The sequence below is a fragment of the Arthrobacter sp. ov118 genome (assembly GCF_900116495.1).
GTDB lineage: Bacteria > Actinomycetota > Actinomycetes > Actinomycetales > Micrococcaceae > Arthrobacter.
Genome location: NZ_FPAY01000001.1, coordinates 1020693 through 1043283 on the forward strand (window position 1 = coordinate 1020693; position 22591 = coordinate 1043283).

At 67.7% G+C, this 22591-nt stretch carries 21 protein-coding genes; 14 read left to right on the forward strand and 7 right to left on the reverse strand.

All coding sequences use genetic code 11. The features are described from left to right. Positions 1 to 101: 101 nt before the first annotated feature. Positions 102 to 581, forward strand: coding sequence for a thioredoxin-dependent thiol peroxidase (gene bcp / locus BM372_RS04755; RefSeq protein WP_090952520.1), 480 nt, complete (start codon positions 102 to 104; stop codon positions 579 to 581). 655 nt (positions 582 to 1236) lie between these two features. Here the strand turns inward: bcp and BM372_RS21220 are convergent. After that, on the reverse strand, positions 1237 to 1434 hold the full coding sequence (locus tag BM372_RS21220) for a pentapeptide repeat-containing protein (RefSeq protein ID WP_090952522.1): 198 nt from the start codon (positions 1432 to 1434) through the stop codon (positions 1237 to 1239). Positions 1435 to 1522: 88 nt separating this feature from the next. On the opposite strand from BM372_RS21220, the gene BM372_RS21225 reads away from it, so the two are divergent. Further along, positions 1523 to 1867 carry a hypothetical protein gene (locus tag BM372_RS21225; protein ID WP_143111426.1) on the forward strand — a complete coding sequence of 115 codons (345 nt, stop codon included), beginning with the start codon at positions 1523 to 1525 and terminating at the stop codon, positions 1865 to 1867. Between the two features lie 384 nt (positions 1868 to 2251). Here BM372_RS21225 and BM372_RS04770 read toward each other — a convergent pair whose 3' ends face one another. Then, positions 2252 to 3100: a class I SAM-dependent methyltransferase gene (locus tag BM372_RS04770; protein ID WP_090952528.1), complete on the reverse strand. Its 849-nt coding sequence runs from the start codon at positions 3098 to 3100 to the stop codon at positions 2252 to 2254. A gap of 100 nt (positions 3101 to 3200) precedes the next feature. Between BM372_RS04770 and BM372_RS04775 the strand changes: the two genes are divergently transcribed. The 3 genes from BM372_RS04775 (at position 3201) to purM (ending at position 6493) form a co-directional block, all read left to right on the forward strand. Continuing rightward, entirely contained in the window at positions 3201 to 3578 is a 378-nt protein-coding gene (locus BM372_RS04775) for a hypothetical protein (protein WP_090952531.1), read from the forward strand. A 66-nt stretch (positions 3579 to 3644) separates the two neighbouring features. Beyond that, positions 3645 to 5327, forward strand: a complete 1683-nt coding sequence (gene purF / locus BM372_RS04780) for an amidophosphoribosyltransferase (RefSeq protein ID WP_090952534.1) — start codon at positions 3645 to 3647, stop codon at positions 5325 to 5327. Beyond that, positions 5324 to 6493 (forward strand): phosphoribosylformylglycinamidine cyclo-ligase, encoded by a 1170-nt coding sequence (gene purM, locus BM372_RS04785; RefSeq protein ID WP_090952537.1) that lies wholly within the window; start codon positions 5324 to 5326, stop codon positions 6491 to 6493. Before purF ends, purM begins: the two co-directional genes overlap by 4 nt. A 70-nt stretch (positions 6494 to 6563) precedes the next feature. Here the strand turns inward: purM and BM372_RS04790 are convergent, their stop codons facing one another. Both BM372_RS04790 and BM372_RS04795 read right to left on the reverse strand, forming a co-directional pair. Further along, positions 6564 to 7346: a VOC family protein gene (locus BM372_RS04790; protein WP_090952540.1), complete on the reverse strand. Its 783-nt coding sequence runs from the start codon at positions 7344 to 7346 to the stop codon at positions 6564 to 6566. 360 nt (positions 7347 to 7706) lie between these two features. Next, positions 7707 to 7937: a DUF3073 domain-containing protein gene (locus tag BM372_RS04795; RefSeq protein ID WP_090952544.1), complete on the reverse strand. Its 231-nt coding sequence runs from the start codon at positions 7935 to 7937 to the stop codon at positions 7707 to 7709. A 453-nt stretch (positions 7938 to 8390) separates the two neighbouring features. Here BM372_RS04795 and BM372_RS04800 point away from each other — a divergent pair, with 453 nt between their 5' ends. Continuing rightward, entirely contained in the window at positions 8391 to 9062 is a 672-nt protein-coding gene (locus tag BM372_RS04800) for a septum formation family protein (protein ID WP_177235875.1), read from the forward strand. 122 nt (positions 9063 to 9184) lie between these two features. On the opposite strand, the gene clpB is transcribed toward BM372_RS04800, so the two are convergent. Continuing rightward, positions 9185 to 11866, reverse strand: coding sequence for an ATP-dependent chaperone ClpB (gene clpB, locus BM372_RS04805; protein WP_090952550.1), 2682 nt, complete (start codon positions 11864 to 11866; stop codon positions 9185 to 9187). 586 nt (positions 11867 to 12452) lie between these two features. On the opposite strand from clpB, the gene BM372_RS04810 reads away from it, so the two are divergent. The 8 genes from BM372_RS04810 to BM372_RS04845 all read left to right on the forward strand — a co-directional run bounded on the left by BM372_RS04810 (position 12453) and on the right by BM372_RS04845 (position 21546). Next, positions 12453 to 13511 (forward strand): LacI family DNA-binding transcriptional regulator, encoded by a 1059-nt coding sequence (locus BM372_RS04810; protein WP_090952553.1) that lies wholly within the window; start codon positions 12453 to 12455, stop codon positions 13509 to 13511. Between the two features lie 174 nt (positions 13512 to 13685). Further along, a complete protein-coding gene (locus BM372_RS04815; protein WP_256214034.1) occupies positions 13686 to 15005 on the forward strand; it encodes an MFS transporter in 1320 nt (439 codons plus the stop codon). 79 nt (positions 15006 to 15084) lie between these two features. Then, the gene (locus BM372_RS04820) at positions 15085 to 15849 is read left to right on the forward strand and encodes an SDR family oxidoreductase (RefSeq protein ID WP_090952556.1); all 765 of its coding nucleotides are present in this window, start codon (positions 15085 to 15087) and stop codon (positions 15847 to 15849) included. 68 nt (positions 15850 to 15917) lie between these two features. Then, positions 15918 to 16850, forward strand: coding sequence for a 3,5-dioxohexanoate:acetyl-CoA acetone transferase (locus BM372_RS04825; protein ID WP_090952558.1), 933 nt, complete (start codon positions 15918 to 15920; stop codon positions 16848 to 16850). 4 nt (positions 16851 to 16854) lie between these two features. Continuing rightward, positions 16855 to 17874: a glycerate kinase gene (locus tag BM372_RS04830; RefSeq protein WP_090952561.1), complete on the forward strand. Its 1020-nt coding sequence runs from the start codon at positions 16855 to 16857 to the stop codon at positions 17872 to 17874. Positions 17875 to 18518: 644 nt separating this feature from the next. Continuing rightward, positions 18519 to 19010, forward strand: a complete 492-nt coding sequence (locus BM372_RS04835; protein ID WP_090952564.1) for a carboxymuconolactone decarboxylase family protein — start codon at positions 18519 to 18521, stop codon at positions 19008 to 19010. Positions 19011 to 19178: 168 nt separating this feature from the next. Then, the gene (locus BM372_RS04840; protein ID WP_090952566.1) at positions 19179 to 20516 is read left to right on the forward strand and encodes an FAD-binding oxidoreductase; all 1338 of its coding nucleotides are present in this window, start codon (positions 19179 to 19181) and stop codon (positions 20514 to 20516) included. A 160-nt stretch (positions 20517 to 20676) separates the two neighbouring features. After that, positions 20677 to 21546, forward strand: a complete 870-nt coding sequence (locus tag BM372_RS04845) for a DUF4031 domain-containing protein (protein ID WP_090952568.1) — start codon at positions 20677 to 20679, stop codon at positions 21544 to 21546. A 67-nt stretch (positions 21547 to 21613) separates the two neighbouring features. On the opposite strand, the gene BM372_RS04850 is transcribed toward BM372_RS04845, so the two are convergent. Further along, complete coding sequence (locus BM372_RS04850) at positions 21614 to 22087, reverse strand: SRPBCC family protein (RefSeq protein ID WP_090952571.1); 474 nt, start codon at positions 22085 to 22087, stop codon at positions 21614 to 21616. Between the two features lie 76 nt (positions 22088 to 22163). Next, on the reverse strand, positions 22164 to 22577 hold the full coding sequence (locus tag BM372_RS04855) for a YccF domain-containing protein (protein WP_090952573.1): 414 nt from the start codon (positions 22575 to 22577) through the stop codon (positions 22164 to 22166). Positions 22578 to 22591: the final 14 nt, after the last annotated feature.

The window sequence follows — 22591 nt, forward strand, 5'->3', positions numbered from 1 at the left end:
ACCGGGATGGCCTCCTTGAGGGCCCCCGGCGGCGGAATACAGTCTGTGACGCCGGTGTTGTGCACCACAGACCCGTTCCCCTCTGCCTGAAGGATCACCCCATGAAAGCCAATCACACCGTCAAGCTCCAGCCCGGCACGCCGGCCCCGGAATTCACCCTGCCCGACGCTGCAGGCAAGCCCGTGTCCCTGGCCGACTACCGCGGCAAGAACGTCATTGTCTACTTCTACCCGCAGGCCGCGACCCCGGGCTGCACCACCGAGGCCTGCGACTTCCGCGACAACCTGTCGTCCCTGCAGGGTTCAGGCTACGAAGTCTTGGGCATCTCCCCCGACGCCCCCGAGGCCCTGGCCCACTTCACCGGCGACTTCGCCCTGACCTTCCCGCTCCTGGCCGACGAGGACCACGCGGTTGCCCTCGCCTACGGCGCCTGGGGCGAGAAGCTGGTCCAGGGCGAGATCACTGAGGGCATCGTCCGCTCCACTGTGGTGCTGGACCCCGAGGGCAAGGTGAAGCTGGCGCAGTACCAGGTCAAGGCCCAAGGCCACGTCGCCGCACTGAAGGAAGAGCTCGGCGTCTAGTTCCCCGGGCGCGGCTTCGGTCCGTTGTCGGGTTGTCGGAGCGCGGCTCCCGTTGCCCGCGGACGGTTGCCGGACCCCGGCTACGGTTGCCGGTCCGCGGCTCCCGTTGTCCGCGTTTCCGGTTTTCGCTGCCGTTTAGGACCACAGCGACGGATTCGGATGCATGCGGCGCGGATCCGCGCCGCGCTTGTCTGATAGCCAAGCGCCCGTCCGGAAACGGCGCGGAATAGTTCTCCACATCCGCCCCGCCGACGGTTGTCCGGGCCAAACGTTTCGGACCACGATCGGGGCATGGACCTACCGCCACTGATTCTGAGCAGCGATCTCGCCCGACTCGGCCACGACGCGCGGGGCCTTGCGCGCCAGGCCATCTCCGGGCAGCTCCGGCGCATCAGGCAGGGCGTGTACGTTCGGAGGCAGGAGTGGGAAGCTCTTTGGCGGGGGGCAGGTATCCGGTCCTCATCAGGGCGGCGGCCTCCACGCTGAGGAGCCGCACTGTGTTCTGCCGCCAATCCTCGGCCGCGCTGTGGGACATGCCGCTGCTGGGCCACCACCATGTAGTGCACGCCTGTACTTCCGACGACGGCGGCGGACGCTCGCGTGCCGGCGTCCGCCGCCATTTCGTCGAATTGGACTCGGCGCGGATCGAGGAACGTCAGGGGCCCCTGGTCACGGACCCCGTCCGGACAGCCTTGGACTTGGCAGCTTTCGAGTCGTTCGAGCAGGGCGTCACGGTGTTCGACCACGTGCTCCGGCCGCAGGCTGACAACCTTGCACCGCTCAGACTTGCACCGCCCAGCCGTGCACCGCTCAGCCTTGCACCGCTCAGCCGCGAGGAACTCGACGCCGGCATCGATGGCAACTACACAAAAGCCGCGGCCCGGCGCATCCGGACCGCCCTGGCCTTCGCCAATCCGTCGTCCGGCTCCCCGGGCGAATCGGTGAGCCGCGCCCTGATGCACCGGCTCGGCTTTCGGGCTCCCCTCCTTCAGGTCGAAATCCGCGACGCCCGCGGGCTGGTGGCCTTCACAGACTTTGAGTGGCCAGACGAGCTGCTTTGCGGAGAATTCGACGGCCTCGTGAAGTACCGCAAGCCGGAGTATCTGCAGGGCCGGACGCCAGCTGAAGCCCTGATCGACGAAAAACGCCGGGAGGACCGGATCAGAGCCACGGGCCGACGCGTGATCCGTTGGACCTGGTCGGAGCTGTCCAGTCCGGAAACATTTGGCGCATTCCTGGCGGCGGCTGGCGTTCCCCGGCAACCGCTCCGGTCCTGCCGGCGCTGACCCCGCGGCGCGTCCGGTAAAGCGCTACGCCCCCGGGAAACCGCTACGTTTTAGGCGAATCGCTACGCTTCCGGGAAACCGCCACGGAATCGGACATCCGCTATGCGGATCCCCGGCGCGCCCGTCCCTTAGCGGCGCCGCCGTCCGAAACCGCCGCGAAACCAGGCAGCCGTCCCCTTCCCCGGCACGAGAACCCCGCAGCCACTCGCTGATCCCGTTACGCCCCCGGGAAACCGCTACGGAATCGGACATCCGCCCAGCGGATCCCCGGTGCGCCCGTCTCATAGCGGCGCCGATGTCCGAACCCGGCGCGGCCGTCCGAATCCGGCGCCGCCGTCCGAAACCGCCGCGGCTGCGGTATCTGCGGGATAACCGCCCGGCAGCCTACGGCTTCGTTCCGGCCACCACCGTGGCTGTGGACCTCAGCCGGATCGCGCCGTCGTGCTCGTAGCGGCTCAGCAGCTGGAAGACGTCCGACCGGATCAGGGCACGCGATTCCTCATCGGCTTTGGCAAGGCCCATCGCCATGGTGGTCGCCATGTCCGTCATGGACTCCCAGTAGCTCTCGGGGGATTCGTGCACCAAGTCGGTGTTGACCTTGTACTCCGCCACGTCGGAGAGCCCGGCGTCCTTGAACATGCGGGTCATGAAGCCGGTGGGTGCACAGCGGAACAGTCCCGGAACCCCTCCGGGCGGAAAGGGCAACTCATGGTGCCGGGCGATCGTGCCGAGGATCAGGCTGGCCCACGGGTTCTCGGCGGCCCGGCCCCAAACGACCGCACCAACCCGACCGCCGGACTTGGCGGTCCGGACCATCTCACCCATGGCCGCAGACATCACCGGAAAGTACATGAAACCGAAGCGGCAGTACACGGCGTCGAAGGTGTTATCACCGAAGGGCATCGCGGCGGCATCGCAAACCTCAAAGTCCACATTTGTCAGGCCACGGGCCGCTGTCTTCTCCCGGGCCACGCGCAGCATCCCGGCCGAGATGTCGGCAAGGACCACCCGACCGTCCGGCACCTGCTCAGCAGCGCTAAGTCCGGGTTCCCCGGAGCCTGCCGCGACATCCAGCACCCAGGCGTCGGGACGCAGCCGCAGTTCCCGGAGCAGGGCCGCACCGAAGGGGGCGTGCCAGCCGCGCAGTTCAGCGTCCCATTTCTTCCAGCCCGCCGAGAACTCGTCCCAGATCAAACGTTGCTCTTCTCGAATGCGGCCGGCCGAGGCTAACATGGCGGTTCCTTAGCTCGTCTGCACCTAGCCCTCCCCCACACCTAGTTTGCCCCGGGAACCAGTCCCCGGCAATGAGTCCAAGGGCAGTAGGCTTAACGGCATGTCTCCCCACGAAACACCCGGCTCCGCAGGCACCGACCCCCAGCGGGAACCAGCCCCCGGCACCGCCCCGGAGCGGCGCGAGGTCACCGTCCGCCGGGCACCGAAGTATGTGCCTTTCCTGATCCTGGGCGGGCTCGTGGGCGTGGGCGTCGCCGCCGTCATCGCCTACACCCTCCCCGGCGACGCCAGCTACGACAGCAGCTCAGTCTTCGGCTTCTTCATGGTTCTTTGCGCGGCCGGCGGCGTCATCCTCGGTGCCGTCGCGGCCCTGGTGCTGGATCGGCTGAGTGTCCGCCGGGCGGAACGCGCCGTCGTCGAGTCCGTGGGGGACTCCGCGCCTGACACGCCGGAAGCCGACGGCGGGAATCGCGCCTGAGCTGGCCGGCAGGTCATAATCCGGCCGCCGGAAAAGTCTTAGCGCACATCGTGAGATAATCGACCAGTGGCACGCGGCGATGGAAAACTTTCTCATGATCTTCTCCCAGGCGAAAAAGGCCCCCAGGACGCATGCGGCGTCTTCGGGGTTTGGGCACCCGGTGAAGAAGTAGCAAAACTTACCTATTACGGGCTGTATGCACTGCAGCACCGCGGTCAGGAGTCGGCTGGCATTGCAACCAGCGACGGCAAGCGGATCAACGTCTACAAGGACATGGGCCTCGTATCCCAGGTCTTCGACGAGGCGACGCTGAACACCCTGACCGGGCACCTGGCCGTCGGCCACTGCCGCTATTCCACTACGGGTGCGAGCCACTGGGCCAATGCCCAGCCCACCCTGGGCGCGACGGCCACGGGCACCGTGGCGCTGGCCCACAACGGCAACCTGACGAACACGGCCGAACTCAAGGCCATGATTACCGACCGCACCGGCGGAAACCTCAGCGGCGAAATGAAGCAGGGCAACACCTCGGACACCGCCCTGGTCACGGCGCTCCTGGAGGGCGAAGCGGGCAAGTCCCTCGAGCAGACCGCCATGGAACTCCTGCCCAAGATCAAGGGCGGCTTCTGCTTCGTCTTCATGGATGAGGGCACCCTCTACGCGGCCCGCGACACCTACGGCATCCGCCCACTGTGCCTCGGCCGGCTGGAGCGCGGCTGGGTGGTCGCCTCCGAACAGTCCGCCCTGGCCACGGTCGGCGCGAGCTTCATCCGCGAAATCGAACCCGGCGAATTCATCGCGATCGACGAGGACGGCGTCCGAGCCCAGCGCTTCGCCGAGGCGACACCCGCAGGCTGCGTCTTCGAGTACGTTTACCTCGCCCGCCCGGACGCCGCCATCGCCGGCCGTTCAGTCTACGAATCCCGCGTGGAGATGGGCCGCCAGCTGGCCCGCGAGAACACCCAGGAAGCGGACATCGTCATTCCGGTCCCGGAATCCGGCACGCCCGCCGCCGTCGGCTACGCCGAGGAATCCGGCATCCCGTTCGCGCACGGCTTCGTCAAAAACGCCTACGTGGGCCGCACCTTCATCCAGCCCTCGCAGACCCTGCGCCAGCTCGGCATCCGGCTGAAGCTCAACGCCTTGGAATCCGTGATCCGCGGCAAGCGCGTAGTGGTGGTGGACGACTCAATCGTCCGCGGCAACACCCAGCGTGCCATCGTCCGGATGCTCCGGGAGGCCGGGGCCGCCTCCGTGCACGTCAAGATTTCCTCGCCACCGGTGCAGTGGCCGTGTTTTTACGGCATCGACTTCGCCTCCCGCGCGGAACTGATCGCGAACGGCGCCACGATTGACGAGATCTCCCAGGCGATCGGTGCCGACTCACTGGCCTATATCTCCGAGGACGGCATGATCGCCGCCACCCGCCAGCCGCGCGAACGCCTCTGCACCGCCTGCTTCACCGGCAAATACCCGATCGAGCTGCCCGGCTCCGACAAGCTCGGCAAGAACTTGCTCGAGCGCACGGACCTCGGCGGTCTTCCGGCCTCCGGCGCGGCTGTGCCCGGCGCGGCTCCGGCCGCTGCGGCACCGTCCGACGCCGACCCCGGCACCGCGATCCCCGCCGGCGAGGATCCGGCCGAGAAAGCCGGCGCCACGGGCTGCGATCCGGGGCCGGACTCGGAATTCGAAGAACTGCTCACCGATGCCGACCGCGTCACCACAGCCGACAAGAAAGAGCCAGTATGACTTCCGCCTCCCCGGCCGCTGACATGAACGCCGCCCAGAACTCCGGCATCACCTACGCCTCCGCCGGCGTCGACGTCGAGGCGGGAGACCGCGCCGTCGAGCTCATGAAGGATGCCGTCAAGGCAACCCACAACGCCTCGGTGATCGGCGGCGTCGGCGGATTCGCCGGCCTCTACGACGTCTCCAAGCTGCTGACCTACAAGCGGCCCCTCCTGGCCACATCCACCGACGGCGTCGGCACCAAGGTGGCCATCGCCCAGGCTATGGACATCCACGACACCATCGGCTACGACCTCGTCGGCATGGTGGTGGACGACATCGTGGTGGTGGGCGCCGAGCCGCTCTACATGACCGACTACATCGCCTGCGGCAAGGTGGTGCCCGAGCGCATCGCCGACATCGTCCGCGGCATCGCGGCCGCCTGCTCGGTCGCCGGCACTGCCTTGGTGGGCGGCGAAACTGCCGAGCACCCCGGCCTGCTGGGCGAGCACGAGTACGACGTCGCCGGTGCCGCCACCGGCGTTGTCGAGGCCTCCGAACTGCTCGGCCCGGACCGTGTCCGCGCCGGCGACGTCGTGATCGGCATGGCCTCGTCCGGTCTGCACTCCAACGGCTACTCCCTGGTCCGCCGCGTCATCAACCACGCAGGCTGGGCCCTGGACCGCCAGGTCTCCGAACTGGGCCGCACGCTGGGCGAGGAACTCCTCGAACCGACCCGCGTCTACGCCGCGGACTGCCTGGACCTCGCCCGCACCTTCCCGGTCAACGCCGGTCCCGGCGGCAAGGCCGTCCACGGCTTCAGCCACGTCACCGGCGGCGGGCTCGCCGCCAACCTCGCCCGGGTCCTCCCGCAGGGCCTGCTGGCCACCGTTGACCGTGCCACGTGGGAACTGCCGGCCATCTTCAAGCTGGTCTCCGAGCTCGGCAACGTCCCCCTCGCCGACCTCGAGCGCACCCTGAATTTGGGCGTGGGCATGGTCGCCATTGTGTCCCCGGAAGCCGCCGACGCCGCGGTCAACCGGCTCAACGACTGCGGCCTGCCGTCCTGGATCATGGGCACCGTCGAGGAGAACTCGGATTCGATCGTGAAGACGGGCCCCGATTACGTCCAGGGCGCCAAGGGCGTCGACGGCGGCGCTGTCCGCCTGGTCAACGATTACGCCTAAACGGACCGAGGTCTCCCGCGAGCGCCGAGCTTGCGAGGCGAGGGGCCGGTGGGGCCCACGCGATCTGTTTTTAGACCTCCAGCAGGTTGAAAACGCCGCCCTGCGGGTCCTGGAGGGTGGCGATGCTGCCGGCTTCCTCGCCCTCCTCCGGTTCAATCAGCACGACGCCGCCCGCAGCTACTGCGGCCTGCACCGCCTCCGCGACGTCGGACACACCGAAATACACCTGCCACCCGGGCTGGAGGGTGTCCTGCGCATCGCCGGGCACGCGTGCGATCCCGGCCACTTCCGTACCGTCCACCATGAGCGTGGTGTAGGTGCCGCCGTCGTCTTGGGGGTATTCGGTCACCTCGTGGCCGAAGATCTGCTGGAAGAACCCGACGGCCGCCTGCGGGTCCGGGGTCAGCAGTTCGGCCCAAGTCAAGGCGCCCGTCTCCTGGCTCCGGGCGGCACCGAAATGGCTGCCCGCCTGCCAGGCGCCGGTGGTTCCGCCGCCGGGCGGGGCGAAAAAGACCATGACGCCGGTGTCACCGATCTCCTCGGGGCCGAATTCCAGCTGGCCGGAGGAATGGGCCAGTTCGGCAGCCAGGTCCCGGGCGTCGTCGACCGCGAAATACACGTTCCACCGGCCCGGTTCTCCCGCGGATTCCTGCTGGGTGTTTTGCGGGGCGAGCACCGTCACCAACGCGTCACCGAGGAAGGCTTGCGCGTAACTGCGTCCGTCCGGGGTGGGCAGGTCTTCATACCGCCAGCCGAAAACCGCCGCGTAGAAGGCCTTGGCCGCCTCCACGTCCCTGGTCTGCAGGTCCGTCCAGCAGAGCTCACCCTCGGCGAATCCCGTGCGTATGGTCATGGCAGTCCTTCCGGTGCAATGGGGTCGTGTCCGGGAGAATCCGGCACGATCAACCTAGTCCGCGGCACCGTGAGTGACAACCGCGGTGCCTACTACGCAGTGCCAACCGCGCGGTGACCGGGCAGTGCCAACCGCGGGGTGCCTACTACGCAGTGCCAACCGCGCAGTGCCAAGCGTCTTGTGCCAACCACGCCGCGCCTACCGCGTTGCACAAGAAAGGCCGCCGGACACGCCTGAGACAGGTGTGGCCGACGGCCTGAAATTCATGAACTGGCACCGCAGTGCCGGAAGGATCCCATCGGGCATTTCCACCACTGGATGATGCCCCCGCGGGACAAGGCTGCCGGGACGAAGCGCCGACTAACCTATACGACGGGAATCTACCTCGTCGTCGTCGTCCAAATCGTCCGCGTACTTATCCACGTACGCCGAATAATCCGGTTCGACCGGGTCATCCGCGAAGTGGTTCGTGGCACGACTTCCCGGACCCGTGAGCTCGCGCTGAAGGGCCGAATAGTCAGTGTTCGGGGAGTAGTACTTAATGTCCCGAGCCTGCTTGGTAGCTTTTGCCTTTTGACGGCCGCGCCCCATGGCGTGACCCCCTTTTGTACTTGGACCGGAGGTGGTCACCTTTGGCGATCGGTGAGGCCCCGGAATGTTTGGTCAATTTGTCGTACACCTAGATTACATGCTTTCGGCGTCGACTGCTTGCCGCCCCGCTCCCCTGTGGACAGTGTGGCGCCTCCGCCAGCTGCGGTCGCGGGCCCGGGCGTATGCGCCACGCCGTACATCTTCGATAGAGTTTCGTGATGTGCGCCCAGAAAAGGGCCACGACGCCGGGCCTCCAGCCCGGGCAAGAGACGCACGGAAGTGGTGAATTTCTCATTGAGCGAAGAGAATCCAAGGCCCGCCGGGGCAATCCCGCCGCCGCCTTCGAGACCGCCGACGTCCGCCCTGCCCGTTATCGAAATCGATGCGGAACAGCGTGCAAAATATTCGACGCTCCCCCCGGACGGACCCGCCGAGCCTTCCGGGGCGGCCGGGGTGCCTGACGCGCCTCCAGCGGGGAAACCCGCTGCCAGGGCCCCTGGGGCCGCCTTCGCCGGCGCCATCACCGCGCTCTCGGACCGGGTCCGTCCCCTGGCCCGTCGGGTCCGTCCCCTGGCCCGTCGGGTCCGTCCCCTGGCCCGTCGGGTCCGCCGCCACGGGCCCAAGCGGCTCGGCGCGGCCGCGGCTGTGCTCGCTGTCCTCGGGCTTCTGGTCTGGTGGGCTGTGGCATCATTCGCCGGCGGCGCCCAGACCTCCGCGGACAACAGCCCGGCCGCCGCAGCGGCGCCGGCTTCGGCCCCGGCCAGCCGCGGGACCTTGCCGCTGGAAGGCGTCACCCCCATGGATTTCCAGCTGCGGGACTGCTTCAAGGACTTTGATCCCGATGCGCAGCAGTCCACCGTTGTCGACTGCGCCACCGCCCACTCGGCGCAGCTGGTCGCCGTGGAGAAGTACGCGGCCGGGGACTCCTACCCCGGCCGGGAAGCGCTCAAGCAAAAGGCGCGTGATGTCTGCAGGGCGGCGCCCCTGACGGACAAGACCGGTGACGCGCTGAGCTACAAGCTGGCCTACCCCAGCTCCAGCAGCTGGAACAAGGGCGACCGCCGGGTCGACTGCTACGTCGTGACAGATGCAGGAAACGTGCTCACGAAATCCCTGCTCCCTTAACCCTGCCCCGTCATACAGCACTGGCAGCCGGGACGATCCCGGCTGCCAGTGGCGCTTAAGTTACTCTTCCGGCCGCGCGCGGCGGCTCCCGACGGCTTTCCAGCCCACGGGGCCCCCGCCCCCTACTCCTTGCGCCGGACCGAGAGCCCGCCGCCGGTGGACAGGCCGGCGGGCGCGCCGGCGGACGCGCCGTCGTCGGGCCAGTCCGCGGTTTCCCGCCCGCCCATGGTGAGTTCCATCAGATCAGGCGCGGTGTCCACCACAACCGTGTCACCATCCGAGATCTCGCCGGCCAGGATGGCCTTGGCCAGCCGGTCGCCGATCTCGCGTTGCACCAGTCGGCGCAGCGGCCGGGCGCCGTACGCGGGGTCGAAGCCGGTGACCGCAAGCCAGGCGCGGGCGCCGTCGGTAACTTCCAAATTCAGCCTGCGGCCCTTGAGACGCTCGCCCAACTCCTTGACCTGGAGTTCCACGATCTGGGAAAGCTCCTCCACGTTCAGCGGGTCGAACAGCACCACCTCGTCCAGCCGGTTCAGGAACTCCGGCTTGAAGGACGCGTGCACGGTGGCCATGACGGCATTCCGCTTGGCCTCGGCGTCGAGGTTGGGGTCCACAAGGAACTGGCTGCCGAGGTTCGAGGTGAGCACCAGGATCACGTTGCGGAAGTCGACGGTGCGGCCCTGGCCGTCGGTGAGCCGGCCGTCGTCGAGTACCTGCAGGAGGATGTCGAAGACCTCCGGGTGGGCCTTTTCCACCTCGTCGAGCAGCAGCACCGAGTACGGGCGCCGCCGGACGGCCTCGGTCAGCTGGCCGCCTTCCTCGTAGCCGACGTACCCGGGAGGGGCGCCGACGAGCCGGGCCACGGAGTGCTTCTCCGAGTATTCGGACATGTCGATCCGCACCATCGCGCGCTCGTCGTCGAAGAGGAAATCGGCGAGGGACTTGGCGAGCTCGGTCTTGCCCACACCGGTGGGGCCGAGGAAGAGGAAGGAGCCGGTGGGCCGATTGGGATCGCTGATTCCCGCACGGGCGCGGCGCACGGCGTCGGAGACTACGGCGACGGCCTTCTTCTGGCCGATCAGCCGTTCGCCCAGGACGTGTTCCATGTTCAGCAGCTTCTGGCTCTCGCCCTGCAGCATGCGCCCGGCCGGGATGCCGGTCCAGGCCGAAATCACCTCGGCGATGTCATCGGCGGTGACTTCGTCGGCGACCATCTGCGCGGACTTGTCGGGCACAGCGGCTTCGGCCGCGGCTGCGGCGTTCAGCTCCCGTTCCAGGGCAGGGATCTCACCGTAGAGGACCCTCGATGCCGTCTCGAGGTCCCCCTCGCGCTGGGCCTTGTCGGCGGCGGAGCGGAGCTCGTCGAGCTTTGCCCGCAGGTCCCCCACGCGGTTCAGGCCAGCCTTCTCGGCCTCCCAGCGGGCATTGAGGGCCGCGAGCTCTTCCTTCTTGTCCGCCATGTCCGCGCGCAGGGCCGCCAGGCGCTCCACGGAGGCGGGATCGGTCTCGCCGGCCAGGGCCAGTTCTTCCATGGTCAGCCGGTCCACCTGGCGGCGCAGCTGATCGATCTCCTCCGGGGCGGAATCGATTTCCATGCGCAGCCGTGATGCGGCCTCGTCCACGAGGTCGATCGCCTTGTCCGGCAGCTGCCGCCCGGAGATGTACCGGTTCGAGAGCGTAGCGGCCGCGACGAGGGCGGAGTCGGCGATGGAGACCTTGTGGTGGGCCTCGTAGCGCTCCTTGAGCCCGCGCAGGATGCCGATGGTGTCCTCAACGCTCGGCTCGCCCACAAAAACCTGCTGGAACCGGCGCTCCAGAGCGGGGTCCTTTTCGATGTTCTCGCGGTACTCATCCAGCGTGGTGGCACCGATCAGCCGCAGCTCACCGCGGGCCAGCATGGGCTTGAGCATGTTGCCGGCATCCATGGAGCTGTCGCCGGAGGCGCCGGCGCCCACCACCGTGTGGAGTTCGTCGATGAACGTGACGATCTGCCCCTCGGACCCCTTGATTTCCTCCAGGACCGCCTTTAGCCGTTCCTCAAATTCGCCGCGGTACTTGGCTCCGGCCACCATGGAGGCCAGGTCGAGCGCGATCAGGGTTTTGCCGCGCAGGCTTTCGGGCACGTCGCCTTCCACGATCCGCTGGGCGAGACCTTCGACGACGGCGGTCTTGCCGACGCCGGGCTCGCCGATGATCACCGGGTTGTTCTTGGTGCGGCGGCTCAGCACCTGGATGATGCGGCGGATCTCGGCGTCGCGGCCGATCACCGGGTCAAGCTTGCCCGAGCGGGCAATTGCGGTGAGGTCCGTGCCGTACTTTTCCAGCGCCTGGAAGGAGTTTTCGGGGTCGGCGTTGTCCACTTTGCGGTCGCCGCGGACGCCGGGCAGGGCGGCCAGCAGCGCCTCGTGCGAGGCGCCGGCCTCGCGCAGGAGCTTCCCGACGCCGTCGCTCCCGGCCGCCAGGCCCAGCAGCAGGTGTTCTGTGGAGACAAAGCTGTCCCCGAGCCGCTCGGCCTCGTTCTGGGCGTTCTGGATCGCCTGCAGCCCGGTGCGGGACAGCTGCGCCTGCTGCACAGAACTGCCGGAGGTGGAGGGCAGCGCCTTGATGGCTGTGCTGGCCTGGACGCTGACGGTGTCCGGGTCGGCGCCGGTGGCGCGGAGCAGCGCGACGGCGACGCCCTCCCGCTGGTCCATGAGCGCCTTGAGCAGGTGGGCGGGTTCTAGCTGCGGGTTTCCCGCTGTCGAGGCGTTCATGGCTGCCGCAGCGAGAGCTTCCTGGCTCTTGGTGGTGAATTTGGCGTCCAAAGGGGGCTCCTTCCGGAATGGTCCTGGCTTCAAAGTTGAGTCTACATGGCTCAACTTTAGAATGGGGGACGTTGGCTCCATGTTTGCCGACAGCGAAACCCCTGTCTAGGGGCACGGCGTTCCCGCCGCCGGGTGCCGCGCCGGGCCGGTGGACGAGGCAGGGACCCGCGTCGGGGCGCGGGCCGCCGGGTGCTGCGCCGACCCCAACCCCGGACATGCCCCCGCCCGGGTCCGACTCCGGACATGCCCTCACCCGAGCCCGAGGAGTGGACATGCTCCTGTTATGTCCACCCCTGGTGTCAAAAGCTGGACATGTCCCCCCATTCGGTCGCCAAGAATGAACATGCCCCAGGGCAGGGCGCCGAAAAATGAGCATGCCCCGCCGCCTATCTACGAAGAATGAGCATGTCCGCCGCGGAACCCCGGAAACGCGCATATCCAACCGCGCGGAAACCAAAAGAAGATCACGCCCCGGGACCACCGCCGCGTAGCCCGCGTGAAACACTTAACGTTGCTTAACGATCAGGGGGCTCCCTACTGTAACTGAGGTCACAGCAACAGGAACCGACGCGAAGGAGGGCCGGACATGCAGGAACACGCCGCAGGCATCACCGTGAAAGGCCCCGTCCCGCCGGTGTCCGCCGCCGCAGTGGCCAGGGCCGCCGGGGTTTCCTCGGCTGCCGTCTCCTACGTCCTCAACGGCAAGGGCGGCGTCTCGCCGGAAACCCGCCGCCACATTATCCACGTCGCGAACGAGCTCGGCTTCAGGCCCCGTAAGCCCTCGCAGTCAACTGATCCGCAGCGGACCCGGGTCATCGGGCTGATCCTCCCGAACATCATCAATCCGATGTTTCCGCGGTGGGCACAGGGTGTCATCACGGCCGCGGCAGAGTCCGGCTACGAAGTGTTCGTCGCCACCACCCAGGACGATCCGTACGTGCTAGCCCAGGTCACCTCGACGCTCGCGCACCGCAACGTGGATGGCATCATCCTTGCCGCCTCGCTCCGGGACGATGCCACCGCGCTCCGCACCCTCAGGGCGGCCCGGATCCCCTATGTGTGCCTGTCCCGCCGGGCAGACTTCCTCGACTCGGACTTCGTCGGGATCGACGACGACGCGGCCGCCACCACGCTGATGCAGCACATGCTCAGCCACGGCTTCACCGAAATCGCGACGGTAATCGGCCCCCGCTTTTCCACGGCTTCCCTGGCCCGCGAGCAAGCGTTTGTCCGCACCGCCGCCGCGGCGGGCATCACGATTAGTGGCGACCGGAAGATCAGCACCAGGGTCAACAACGAGGGCGGCCGGCTGGCAGCGGAACGTCTGTTCTCCGCCGGAACTCCGCCCCAGGCCGTGGTGTGCGGCAGCGACGAACTTGCCATCGGCGTCATGGAATACGCCCTCTCCCGCGGCCTGCGCATCCCCGACGACGTCGCCGTCGCCGGCTGTGACGGTCTGCCCCACAGCCGCTCCGGGCTGATCAACCTAACCAGCATTGTCCAGCCGCAGCAGGAAATGGCCAACGAGGCGTTCGCCATGCTGCTCAAACGCATCGATTCCCCGTCCGCCACCTACACCTCAAAAGTGTGCCAGCACCGCCTGCATATCGGGCGGACGTGCGGCTGCACGCCGCCGGACATCTGAAGCCGGAGGCACCCTCCCGCCGGCCCGTCCATCTGTGGTCGGCTCTACACGTTCACGAATCCCTACCGACAGAAGCGCCGCGCGCCCGCCGCGGCTGCATAGCCCCCGTTTGCCCAACCGCACACCCGATCTGGCCCGACTTTTCCCCGCCCACCTACCCAAGGACCCCGACCCATGTCAGTTGTATCCGCACCAACGAAGATGCGCACACCGCAGGAAATAAACGGCGTGATCCTCCGCCGCGTCATGCCGCTGCTGATCGGCGCCTACATCATGGCCTTCCTGGACCGCACCAACATCGGCATGGCCAAGGACAGGCTGGAGATCGACCTCGGCATCTCGGCCACCGCCTACGGCATTGGCGCCGGGCTGTTTTTCCTGACCTACGCCCTGTCCGAAATCCCGTCCAACCTGATCATGCACAAGGTGGGCGCCCGCTTCTGGATCATGCGGATCATGATTACCTGGGGCATCATTTCCGCCGGCATGGCCTTCGTCCAGGGCGAATGGTCTTTCTACATCATGCGGATGCTGCTCGGCGTCGCCGAGGCGGGACTCTTCCCGGGCGTCATGTACTTCCTTACGCAGTGGTTCGTGGTGCAGGACCGCGCCAAGGCCAACGGAATGTTCCTGCTCGGCGTCTCCATCGCGAACATTGTCGGCGCCCCGCTGGGCGGCCTGCTCCTGACCCTGGACGGGCTTGGCGGCCTGCACGGCTGGCAGTGGATGTTCCTCGTCGAAGGCCTCCCGGCGTGCTTGCTCGCTTACGTCGTATGGAAGAAGCTCCCGGACCGCCCCAGCCAGGCAAGCTTCCTCACGGCCGAGGAAGCCGCCGATCTCGAGGCCCGAATCGCCGCCGAGGAAACCGCCGGCGCCGAGGCCTCGGGCAACCACCGGCTGCGCGATGTCCTGAAGGACAAGCAGATCCTCCTCGTCGTCGGCGTCTACTTCACGCATCAGATCGCCGTCTACGCGCTGTCGTATTTCCTGCCCTCCATCATTGGCACTTACGGCAAGCTCAACCCGCTGCAGATCGGCCTACTGACAGCCATCCCCTGGATCTTCTCCGCCGCCGGGGCCCTCCTGGTCCCGCGCTTCGCCACCGACGGCCGCCGTTCCCGGGTGCTGGTGACCGGCACCATGTCCGGCATCGTCGCCGGCTTCGCCCTCGGTGCCGTCGGCGGTCCGCTGCTCGGCATGATCGGCTTCTGCCTGGCTGCCTTCAATTTCTTCGCCCTGCAGCCGATCCTCTTCACCTACCCCGCCACCCGCCTCAGCGGCGCCGCCCTCGCCGGCGGCATCGCATTCGTCAACACCATCGGCCTCTGCGGCGGCTTCCTTGGGCCCTATGTCATGGGGTTCATGCAGGACGCCACCGGCTCCAAGCTTTCCGGCCTGTGGTTCATCGTGGGCATGTGCATCATCGGCGCGCTGCTGTCCCTGCTGCTCAAGCGCGGCGCCGAGAAGCCCGCGGCCGTCCCGGCGGCCCACTGACCCACTACTCTCTCCGCCGGGTCCGGACGCGCCGCGCGTCCGGACCCGGCCAGCAAGCCCTCTCACGCAAGGAATACTCATGGATTTCACCGCCAAGCGCGTTCTGGTTACCGCCGGAGCCAACGGCATCGGCCTGGCCATCGCCAACAAGTTCCAGGAACTCGGCGCCGCCGTCTTCGTCACCGACATTGACCCCGACGCCGTCGACAAGGCCCGCGTCAACGGTCTCTTGGCAGCGGTAAGCGATGTCTCGGACGAGGACCAGGTCCGCGGGCTCATGACCGCCGTCAGGGAGGAGTTGGGCGGCCTGGACGTCTTGGTCAACAACGCCGGGATCGCGGGGCCCACGGGCCCCCTAGAAACCCTGGATGCCGCGGCGTGGAAGGCGACCTTCGACGTCAATATCCATGGCCAGTTCTTCTGCATCAAGCATGCCCTGCCCTTGCTGCGTGAAGGGACCAGCGCCTCGATCGTGAACCTGTCCTCGGCCGCAGGGCGGCTGGGCATGGCTGGCCGCAGCGCCTATTCGGCGTCGAAGTGGGCCGTCGTGGGGCTGACCAAGACGCTCGCGATCGAACTCGGCCCGGACGGCATCCGCGTCAACGCCATCTGCCCCGGCGCCGTCAACGGCCCCCGCATCGACGCCGTCATCGCCGCCAAAGCCCAGATGCTGGACCGGCCGGCGGACGAGGTGTCCGCGCTGTACCACAACCAGTCCTCACTGGGCCGGCTGATCGAGGCCGAGGACATCGCCAACATGGCAGCGTTCGTGGCCAGCGACCTGGCCCGCAACGTCAACGGCCAGGCCCTCGCCGTCGACGGCAACACCGAAAAGCTCTACTGACCTGACCCGCGGATCTGGTCCGTCCACGATCCGCCGCCCCACAATCCGCCCACCAAGGAGACATTCCCATGGCTGCTGCCCGCAAGGTCATCATCACCAGCGCCGTTACCGGCGCCATCCACACCCCGTCCATGTCCCCGCACCTGCCGGTCTCGCCCGAGGAGATTGCCGACGCCGCGATCGGCGCCGCCGAGGCCGGCGCCGCGATTGTGCACATGCACGCCCGCGACCCGAAGGACGGCCGCCCCTCCCAGGACCCGGAGCACTTCGCCCCGATCCTGGACAAGCTCAAGCGGAACACCGACGCCGTCATCAACATCACCACGGGCGGCTCACCGCACATGAGCGTCGAGGAGCGGATGCAGCCGGCGGCGCTGTTCAAGCCCGAGCTCGCCTCGCTGAACATGGGCTCGATGAACTTCGGGCTGTACCCGATGCTGGACCGCTTCACGGAGTTTGGCCACGCCTGGGAGCGCGAAGGGCTCGAAAAGAGCCGCGACCTTGTTTTCAAAAACACCTTCCAGGACATCGAGACCATCCTGGGCATCGGCAGCGAGAACGGCACGCGCTTCGAGTTCGAGTGCTACGACATTTCGCACTTGAACAACCTCGCGCACTTCCACGGCCGCGGACTGGCCAGGGGCCCGCTGTTCGTCCAGTCGGTCTTCGGCCTGCTCGGCGGCATCGGCGCGCACCCCGAGGACCTCATGCACATGCGCCGCACCGCGGACCGGCTGCTGGGCGGGGACTACGAATGGTCCATCCTGGGCGCCGGCAGGAACCAGATGCCGCTCGCCACCATCGGCGCAGCCATGGGCTCGCACGTCCGGGTGGGACTGGAGGATTCCCTGTGGATCGGGCCGGGACAGCTCGCCGCGTCCAACGCCGAACAGGTCACCCGGATCCGCACCATCCTGGAAGCCCTCAACTTTGAGGTCGCCACTCCCGACGAGGCCCGCGAAATGCTGCAGCTCAAGGGCCGGGACAAGGTGGGTTTCTGAGCGAATGAGCATTCTCGTGGCCCCGGACAGCTTCAAGGGCACCTTCACCGCGCCCGAGGTCGCGGCACACATTGCCGCAGGCATCCGCTCTGCCGGCGGCGCCGCCGTCGAACTGCCCGTGGCCGACGGCGGCGAGGGCACCTTCGATGTCTTGGCAGGAGGCCTGGATGCCAGGCCGGTGAAGGTCGGCACTGTGGGTCCGTGGGGTGACGCGGTCGACGCCGCCATCGCCCTGACCGACGACGGCGCGGCGGTCGTCGAGCTAGCCTTCGCCAGCGGACTCAACCTGCCGGCCTCCGGGGACCGGGATCCGGTAGCGGCGAGCACCTACGGGACTGGCGTGCTCATTGCGGAAGCCGTCCGGCTCGGCGCCCGCCGGCTGCTGGTCGCGGCCGGCGGGTCCGCCACGACCGACGGTGGCGCCGGCGCCATTGCGGCGATCGAGGAGCGCGGCGGCCTCGGCGGTGCGGAGCTCGTGATTTTGAGCGACGTCACGACACGTTTTTCCGACGCCGCACGCGTTTTTGCACCGCAAAAGGGCGCAGACCCGGCCGTGGTGGCGGACCTCACCCGGCGGCTCGAACTGCAGGCCGGGAGATTTGCCGCCGATTACGGCCGCGATCCCCGCCTGGTGGATCGGACCGGCGCGGCGGGCGGCTTCTCCGGCGGCATGTGGGCACGTTACGGCGCCAGCTTGGTCTCGGGCGCGGACTACGTGCTGGATTTGTTGGGCTTCGACGCCAAACTTGCCGCAAGCAGCTCGGTTGTGGTCGGCGAGGGCCGGCTCGATTCCCAGACGGGCCAAGGGAAGATCATCGCCGCCATCTTGGCCCGTGCCGGCACCAAACCGGTGTACGCAGTGGTAGGTTCGGTGGAACAGGACCTTGGCGACGGCTCGGATAGTTTTGCCGGCATCATCGTGGCCGGAAATCCAGCAGCCATGCATGCGGCGGGCGTCGAACTGACCCGGGCGAACTGGGCAACTTCCCCTGTCTTTCCCGCCCACGCTGATTCACCCGCTTGACAGTCTTCCGGACCTGCCCTGCCCTGACCCCCGCCAGCGGATGCCCTGCCCTGACCCGCACCAGTGGACGTGTCCCCCGCCACGAGAACCAACCACCGGACATGCTCCGGCCCGAGAACCAGCCACCGGACATGCTCCGGCCCGAGAAGCAACCACCGGACATGCTCCGGCCCGAGAAGCAACCACCGGACATGTGCCTCGCCGCGGGATCTGACTGCGCGGCATGCCCTCCGCTGGTCCGAACCAGTGGACATAATCCACTCGTGGCCATTCCCTGGCCCGAAGACTGGACATGTCCCCGCTGCCAGTTGCTACCGCGGGTACATCTCCGCTCTTGGGCCGCGCAGCTGGACATGTCCCGGAGCAGGATGGGTGACTGGGCGCGGTCGAGGAAGATGTGCTTGCCTAGGAGCGGCGTGGCGCGTCCGGATAGCGACGAGGCTTGCATAAGAGCGGTCTGGCGGGCCCGCGTGGCGAAGCTCAGGCGGTCGATGATCAAGCTGGAAAGGGGCGGTGCGACGGCCGGCTCCCCCAAGGAACCGGCCACCGAACCATCACTCCACCTGCACAGCTTGTCACGCGTTTGACAAAATTGTCACATGGCGCGCCGAGGCGCACCGAGGGGCATCGGTATTGTGGACTCCATGAACGAGACGGCCGCATCGCAGAATCCCGAACACAGGAGTGTTTTCCTCGACAAGGAGCACCCGGCTGCTTGGCGCGCACTCAACGGGCGGGGCCTGAAAGCCAAGGAAATCGCTGCCGACGCGGGCCTGGACGGGACGCTAATCGAGTTGCTCAACGTCCGTATTTCACAGATCAACGGCTGCGCCTACTGCCTTGACGTTCATGTGGGCGACGCGGTCACGAACGGCGAGTCGGCCCAGCGCCTGGCTGTCCTCGCCGCCTGGCGCGACACCACCCTGTTCTCCGAGAAGGAACGCGCAGCCCTCACCCTGGCCGAGGCCATCACCACCATCTCCGACGTGCACGCCCGGGACCATGAAGGCGCCCAGGCCCGGAGGCACCTGACAGCCGAGGAATTCTCCGCGGTCAGCTGGCTCGCTATTACGATGAACGCCTTCAACCGGGTCTCCATCGTCAGCCAACACCCGGTCCGCGCCGCCCACGACTGACCCGCGCATCGGCTAGGCCGCCCGCCGCCAGCCGCGCATCGGCAAGCCGCCCCTCGCCGTCGTGTTGTACCTCCGCCGCCACCAAGGACGATCGGCTGTAGCCTCCGATCGCGCACGGTCGTAGGCTGTGGGGGTGGGGCGGAGCCGTGGTCACCAAGGAGCACTGCAATGAAGTGGGTCAGGCCGGGTCACCCGGAATACGACGAAACCCGAAAACTCTTCAATGCGATGATCGACCGGCACCCGGCCGTCATCGCCCAGTGTGGGGACCCGGCCGGGGTGGCCGAAGCTTTGGCCTACGCGCGGACACATGGCCTTGATGTTGCCGTCCGGGCGGGCGGCCATTCCGTGGCCGGAATGTCCACCAACGAAGGCGGCCTGGTGGTGGACGTCCGCCCCATGAAATCGATCACTGTGGATCGGGACCGGCAGACGGTCACCGTCGGGGCCGGCGTGACGTGGGGCGAGTTTGACCGCGCCACGCAGGAGTACGGTCTGGCGATGACCGGCGGCAGGGCCTCCACCACCGGCGTGGCCGGCTTCACCTTGGGCGGCGGCTCGGGCTGGCTGGAGCGCGCCTACGGATTCGCGTGCGACAACATGCTCGCCGTCAACCTGGTGACCGCGGCCGGCGAGCGCGTCACGGCGAGCGCACAGGAGAATCCAGAACTTTTCTGGGCCCTGCACGGGGGCGGCGGCAACTTCGGCGTAGCCACAGACTTCACCTTCCGACTGCATAAGCTTGGACCCCAGGTCCAGGCCGGCCTCATGCTCTGGCCGGGCGCCGGGGCGGCCGATCTCGCCCGCAGCTACCGTGAGATCATGCTCACCGCGCCCGACGCCGTCGGCACCGCGCTGATCTACCTCACCGCCCCGCCGGAACCGTTTGTTCCCGTCGAGTTGGTGGGCCAGCTCGCCGTCGGGCTCGCGTTCGTGCACGCGGGCGACCCGGCCGACGGAGCCGAACACGCGGCTCCTTTCCGGGCACTCGGTCCGGCCGTGGACCTCGTTGGGGAAATGAACTACGCCGATTTCCAGTGCATGGTCGACGCTCCACCCGACCTGTATAACTACTGGAGCGCCGACTACCACGACGAGCTGACGGATGACGCCGTGGACGTGATTGTCGATTCGGCGAAAAATCTTCCGGGGCCGCATTCCCAACAGCTCCTTGTCCGCTGGGGCGGGGCGGTGGCGGGTCCCGCAGCCGCCGAAACGCCCCTGACCAACCGGGGCGCCGGCTGGGTGAGCCACCCGGTCGGGCTGGAGGAGACGCGCGAGGGCGGCCAGCAGGCAAAAGCATGGGTGAAGCGGTTCCGGGGGGACATCGCCCCGCATGCCACCGGCGGTGTCTGGCTGAACTTCGTCGGCGACGAGGGCCAGGACCGTGTGCGTGCCGCTTTCGGCGAGGAAAACTACTCCCGTCTGGCCCAGGTGAAACGGGAGTTCGATCCCGAGAACGTCTTCCGCGGCAACCAGAACATCCACCCAGCCGTCACGGTGTAGATCCGCGACGGCCCCGGGTGAGGGCGGCCCGCGTATCCCGGGCCGGCCTACTCTGTCGCCGCGTGAATCCGGCAGGACGGCCCGGAGGTCGTCCCGCCGCCGGATTCCGCGATGCTTCCCATCAGGGTCCGGTTTCCGCGACCGGCGCTAGACTGCCTCCATGGCCGTCTACGTTGATCCGCCGCTCTGGCCTGCCCACGGAACCCACTTCTCCCACCTTGTCTCGGACACCTCACTGGAGGAGCTGCACGCCTTCGCCGCGGACGCCGGCATCCCGGGACGTGCGTTCGACGGCGACCACTACGACGTCGCCGAGGACCGGTACCAGGCCCTGGTGGCGGCCGGGGCCATCCCCGTGGAGGGCCGGGTCCTGGTCCGCAAGCTGATCGCCAGCGGGCTGCGGATCCCGGCCCGCCAGCGGGGTAAGGCCCTCCGGGTCCCGCTGCTGAACCGCTGGAACGCGGTGCTGCCGGGCCACGACGCCCTCTTCCTGGATCTGTTGGACCGCTGGGGCGAGGAGCACCGGAAATACCATGACCGGACCCACCTGCTGGCCGTGCTGGAGGCCTTGGACGTGCTGTGCCACCCGGCCGATCCACCCCGGGCCGTGGCGCTGGCGGCCTGGTTCCACGACGCCGTTTACCGCGGCGTCGCCGGCCAGGATGAGGAGGAATCGGCGCAGCTGGCCGAAGTCCGGCTCCGCCAGGCCGGCCTCCCGGCCGACGAGGTGAACGAGGTAGTACGCCTGGTGCTGCTGACGGCGGACCACCGCCCGGAGCCGGGGGACGACGCCGGCGCCCTCCTCAGCGATGCCGACCTCTCCGTCCTAGGCGGGGAACCGGCCGCCTACGCCCGTTATCTGACCGACGTCAGGGAAGATTTTGCCCACATTGGCGACGCCGACTTCGCCGCCGGCCGCGCCGCCGTCGTCCGCCAACTGCTGGAGCTTGATCCGCTCTTCCACACCGACCGCGGCCGCGCACTGTGGCTGGAGGCCGCGCACCGGAACCTGCACCGCGAACTGGCGTGAAATGCGGCCGGGCGCGCCGGGTTGGACACAGGGCAGAACACCCGAGGTTGGCACCCAGCGTTGACGTTCAGGCGGCGACGCTGAGGTGGTTCGCCAGCCGGTCGAACGACTCCCGCCACCCTTCGCCGTGCCGGTCGCGGCTGGCCGCTGAGTCGAACGGGCCCTGGGTGAAGGTCATCTGGGTTCCGCCGTCGACCTCCTCCAACCGGATGGTCACTTCGGTCTCGAAGCCCCGGGTGCCGTCCGGCTTGTCCCAGGCATGGGTGAACACGAACAGGTGCGGCGGCTCGACGTCGGTGCGCACCCCGCTCCACCAGAATTCCTCTCCGGTACCTTCCTGAATCATGCAGGCCCGGTACAGGCCGCCGACCTCAAGGTCCGCATCGATGCTCTCCCGCGGGACGTGGAAGCCTCTCGGGCCCCACCACTGAGGAGCCTGGTCCGGATCCGTCAGCGCGGTCCAGACGACCCCGATCGGGGCCCTGAACTCGCGGACAATAACCAGCATGAGGTCCGAGCCTTCGGACGCCAGTTCGCCCATGATCCTCTCCTCGGTTTTCTAGGACTGACAGCGGAGGTGCCCTTGGGACCCCGCCGGCCGCGCTGCCGCTTCCGGGCTAGCGACCACCGGGATTGTAGGTCGTCACATAGGCCGAATGGCTCGGGACGATCTGTTTTCCCAGCGGCATGAGCGAGACCGGGATCAGCTTCAGATTGGCGACGGCCAGCGGTATGCCGACGATCGTGATGGCCATGGCGAAGGCCGTGAGTACATGCCCGATCGCGATCCAGATGCCTGCCACGACCAGCCAAATGACGTTGCCCAGCAGGACGAACATGCCGTCTCCGCCGGGCTTGTCCACCACCATTCGGCCGAACGGCCACAACGCATAGGAGGCGATGCGGAACGCGGCCAGCCCCCACGGAATGGTGACGATCAGCATGCAGCAGACGACGCCGGCAACGAAGTATCCGAGTGCCAGCAAAAGGCCGCCAAAGACCAGCCAGATGATGTTCAGGAGTGTCTTCATAGGTCCATTGTCGC

Bases quoted from the DNA above. Each gene is read 5' to 3' on its own strand.
- BM372_RS04835 (WP_090952564.1), top strand. From the start codon at position 18,519: ATGAACGAGACGGCCGCATCGCAGAATCCCGAACACAGGAGTGTTTTC.
- BM372_RS04810 (WP_090952553.1), top strand. From the start codon at position 12,453: ATGCAGGAACACGCCGCAGGCATCACCGTGAAAGGCCCCGTCCCGCCG.
- BM372_RS04795 (WP_090952544.1), bottom strand. From the start codon at position 7,937: ATGGGGCGCGGCCGTCAAAAGGCAAAAGCTACCAAGCAGGCTCGGGAC.
- purM (WP_090952537.1), top strand. From the start codon at position 5,324: ATGACTTCCGCCTCCCCGGCCGCTGACATGAACGCCGCCCAGAACTCC.
- BM372_RS04820 (WP_090952556.1), top strand. From the start codon at position 15,085: ATGGATTTCACCGCCAAGCGCGTTCTGGTTACCGCCGGAGCCAACGGC.
- BM372_RS04830 (WP_090952561.1), top strand. From the start codon at position 16,855: ATGAGCATTCTCGTGGCCCCGGACAGCTTCAAGGGCACCTTCACCGCG.
- BM372_RS04775 (WP_090952531.1), top strand. From the start codon at position 3,201: ATGTCTCCCCACGAAACACCCGGCTCCGCAGGCACCGACCCCCAGCGG.
- BM372_RS04850 (WP_090952571.1), bottom strand. From the start codon at position 22,087: ATGGGCGAACTGGCGTCCGAAGGCTCGGACCTCATGCTGGTTATTGTC.
- BM372_RS04845 (WP_090952568.1), top strand. From the start codon at position 20,677: ATGGCCGTCTACGTTGATCCGCCGCTCTGGCCTGCCCACGGAACCCAC.
- BM372_RS04770 (WP_090952528.1), bottom strand. From the start codon at position 3,100: ATGTTAGCCTCGGCCGGCCGCATTCGAGAAGAGCAACGTTTGATCTGG.
- bcp (WP_090952520.1), top strand. From the start codon at position 102: ATGAAAGCCAATCACACCGTCAAGCTCCAGCCCGGCACGCCGGCCCCG.
- BM372_RS04790 (WP_090952540.1), bottom strand. From the start codon at position 7,346: ATGACCATACGCACGGGATTCGCCGAGGGTGAGCTCTGCTGGACGGAC.
- BM372_RS04815 (WP_256214034.1), top strand. From the start codon at position 13,686: ATGTCAGTTGTATCCGCACCAACGAAGATGCGCACACCGCAGGAAATA.
- BM372_RS04840 (WP_090952566.1), top strand. From the start codon at position 19,179: ATGAAGTGGGTCAGGCCGGGTCACCCGGAATACGACGAAACCCGAAAA.
- BM372_RS04855 (WP_090952573.1), bottom strand. From the start codon at position 22,577: ATGAAGACACTCCTGAACATCATCTGGCTGGTCTTTGGCGGCCTTTTG.
- BM372_RS04825 (WP_090952558.1), top strand. From the start codon at position 15,918: ATGGCTGCTGCCCGCAAGGTCATCATCACCAGCGCCGTTACCGGCGCC.
- BM372_RS21220 (WP_090952522.1), bottom strand. From the start codon at position 1,434: ATGCCGGCGTCGAGTTCCTCGCGGCTGAGCGGTGCAAGGCTGAGCGGT.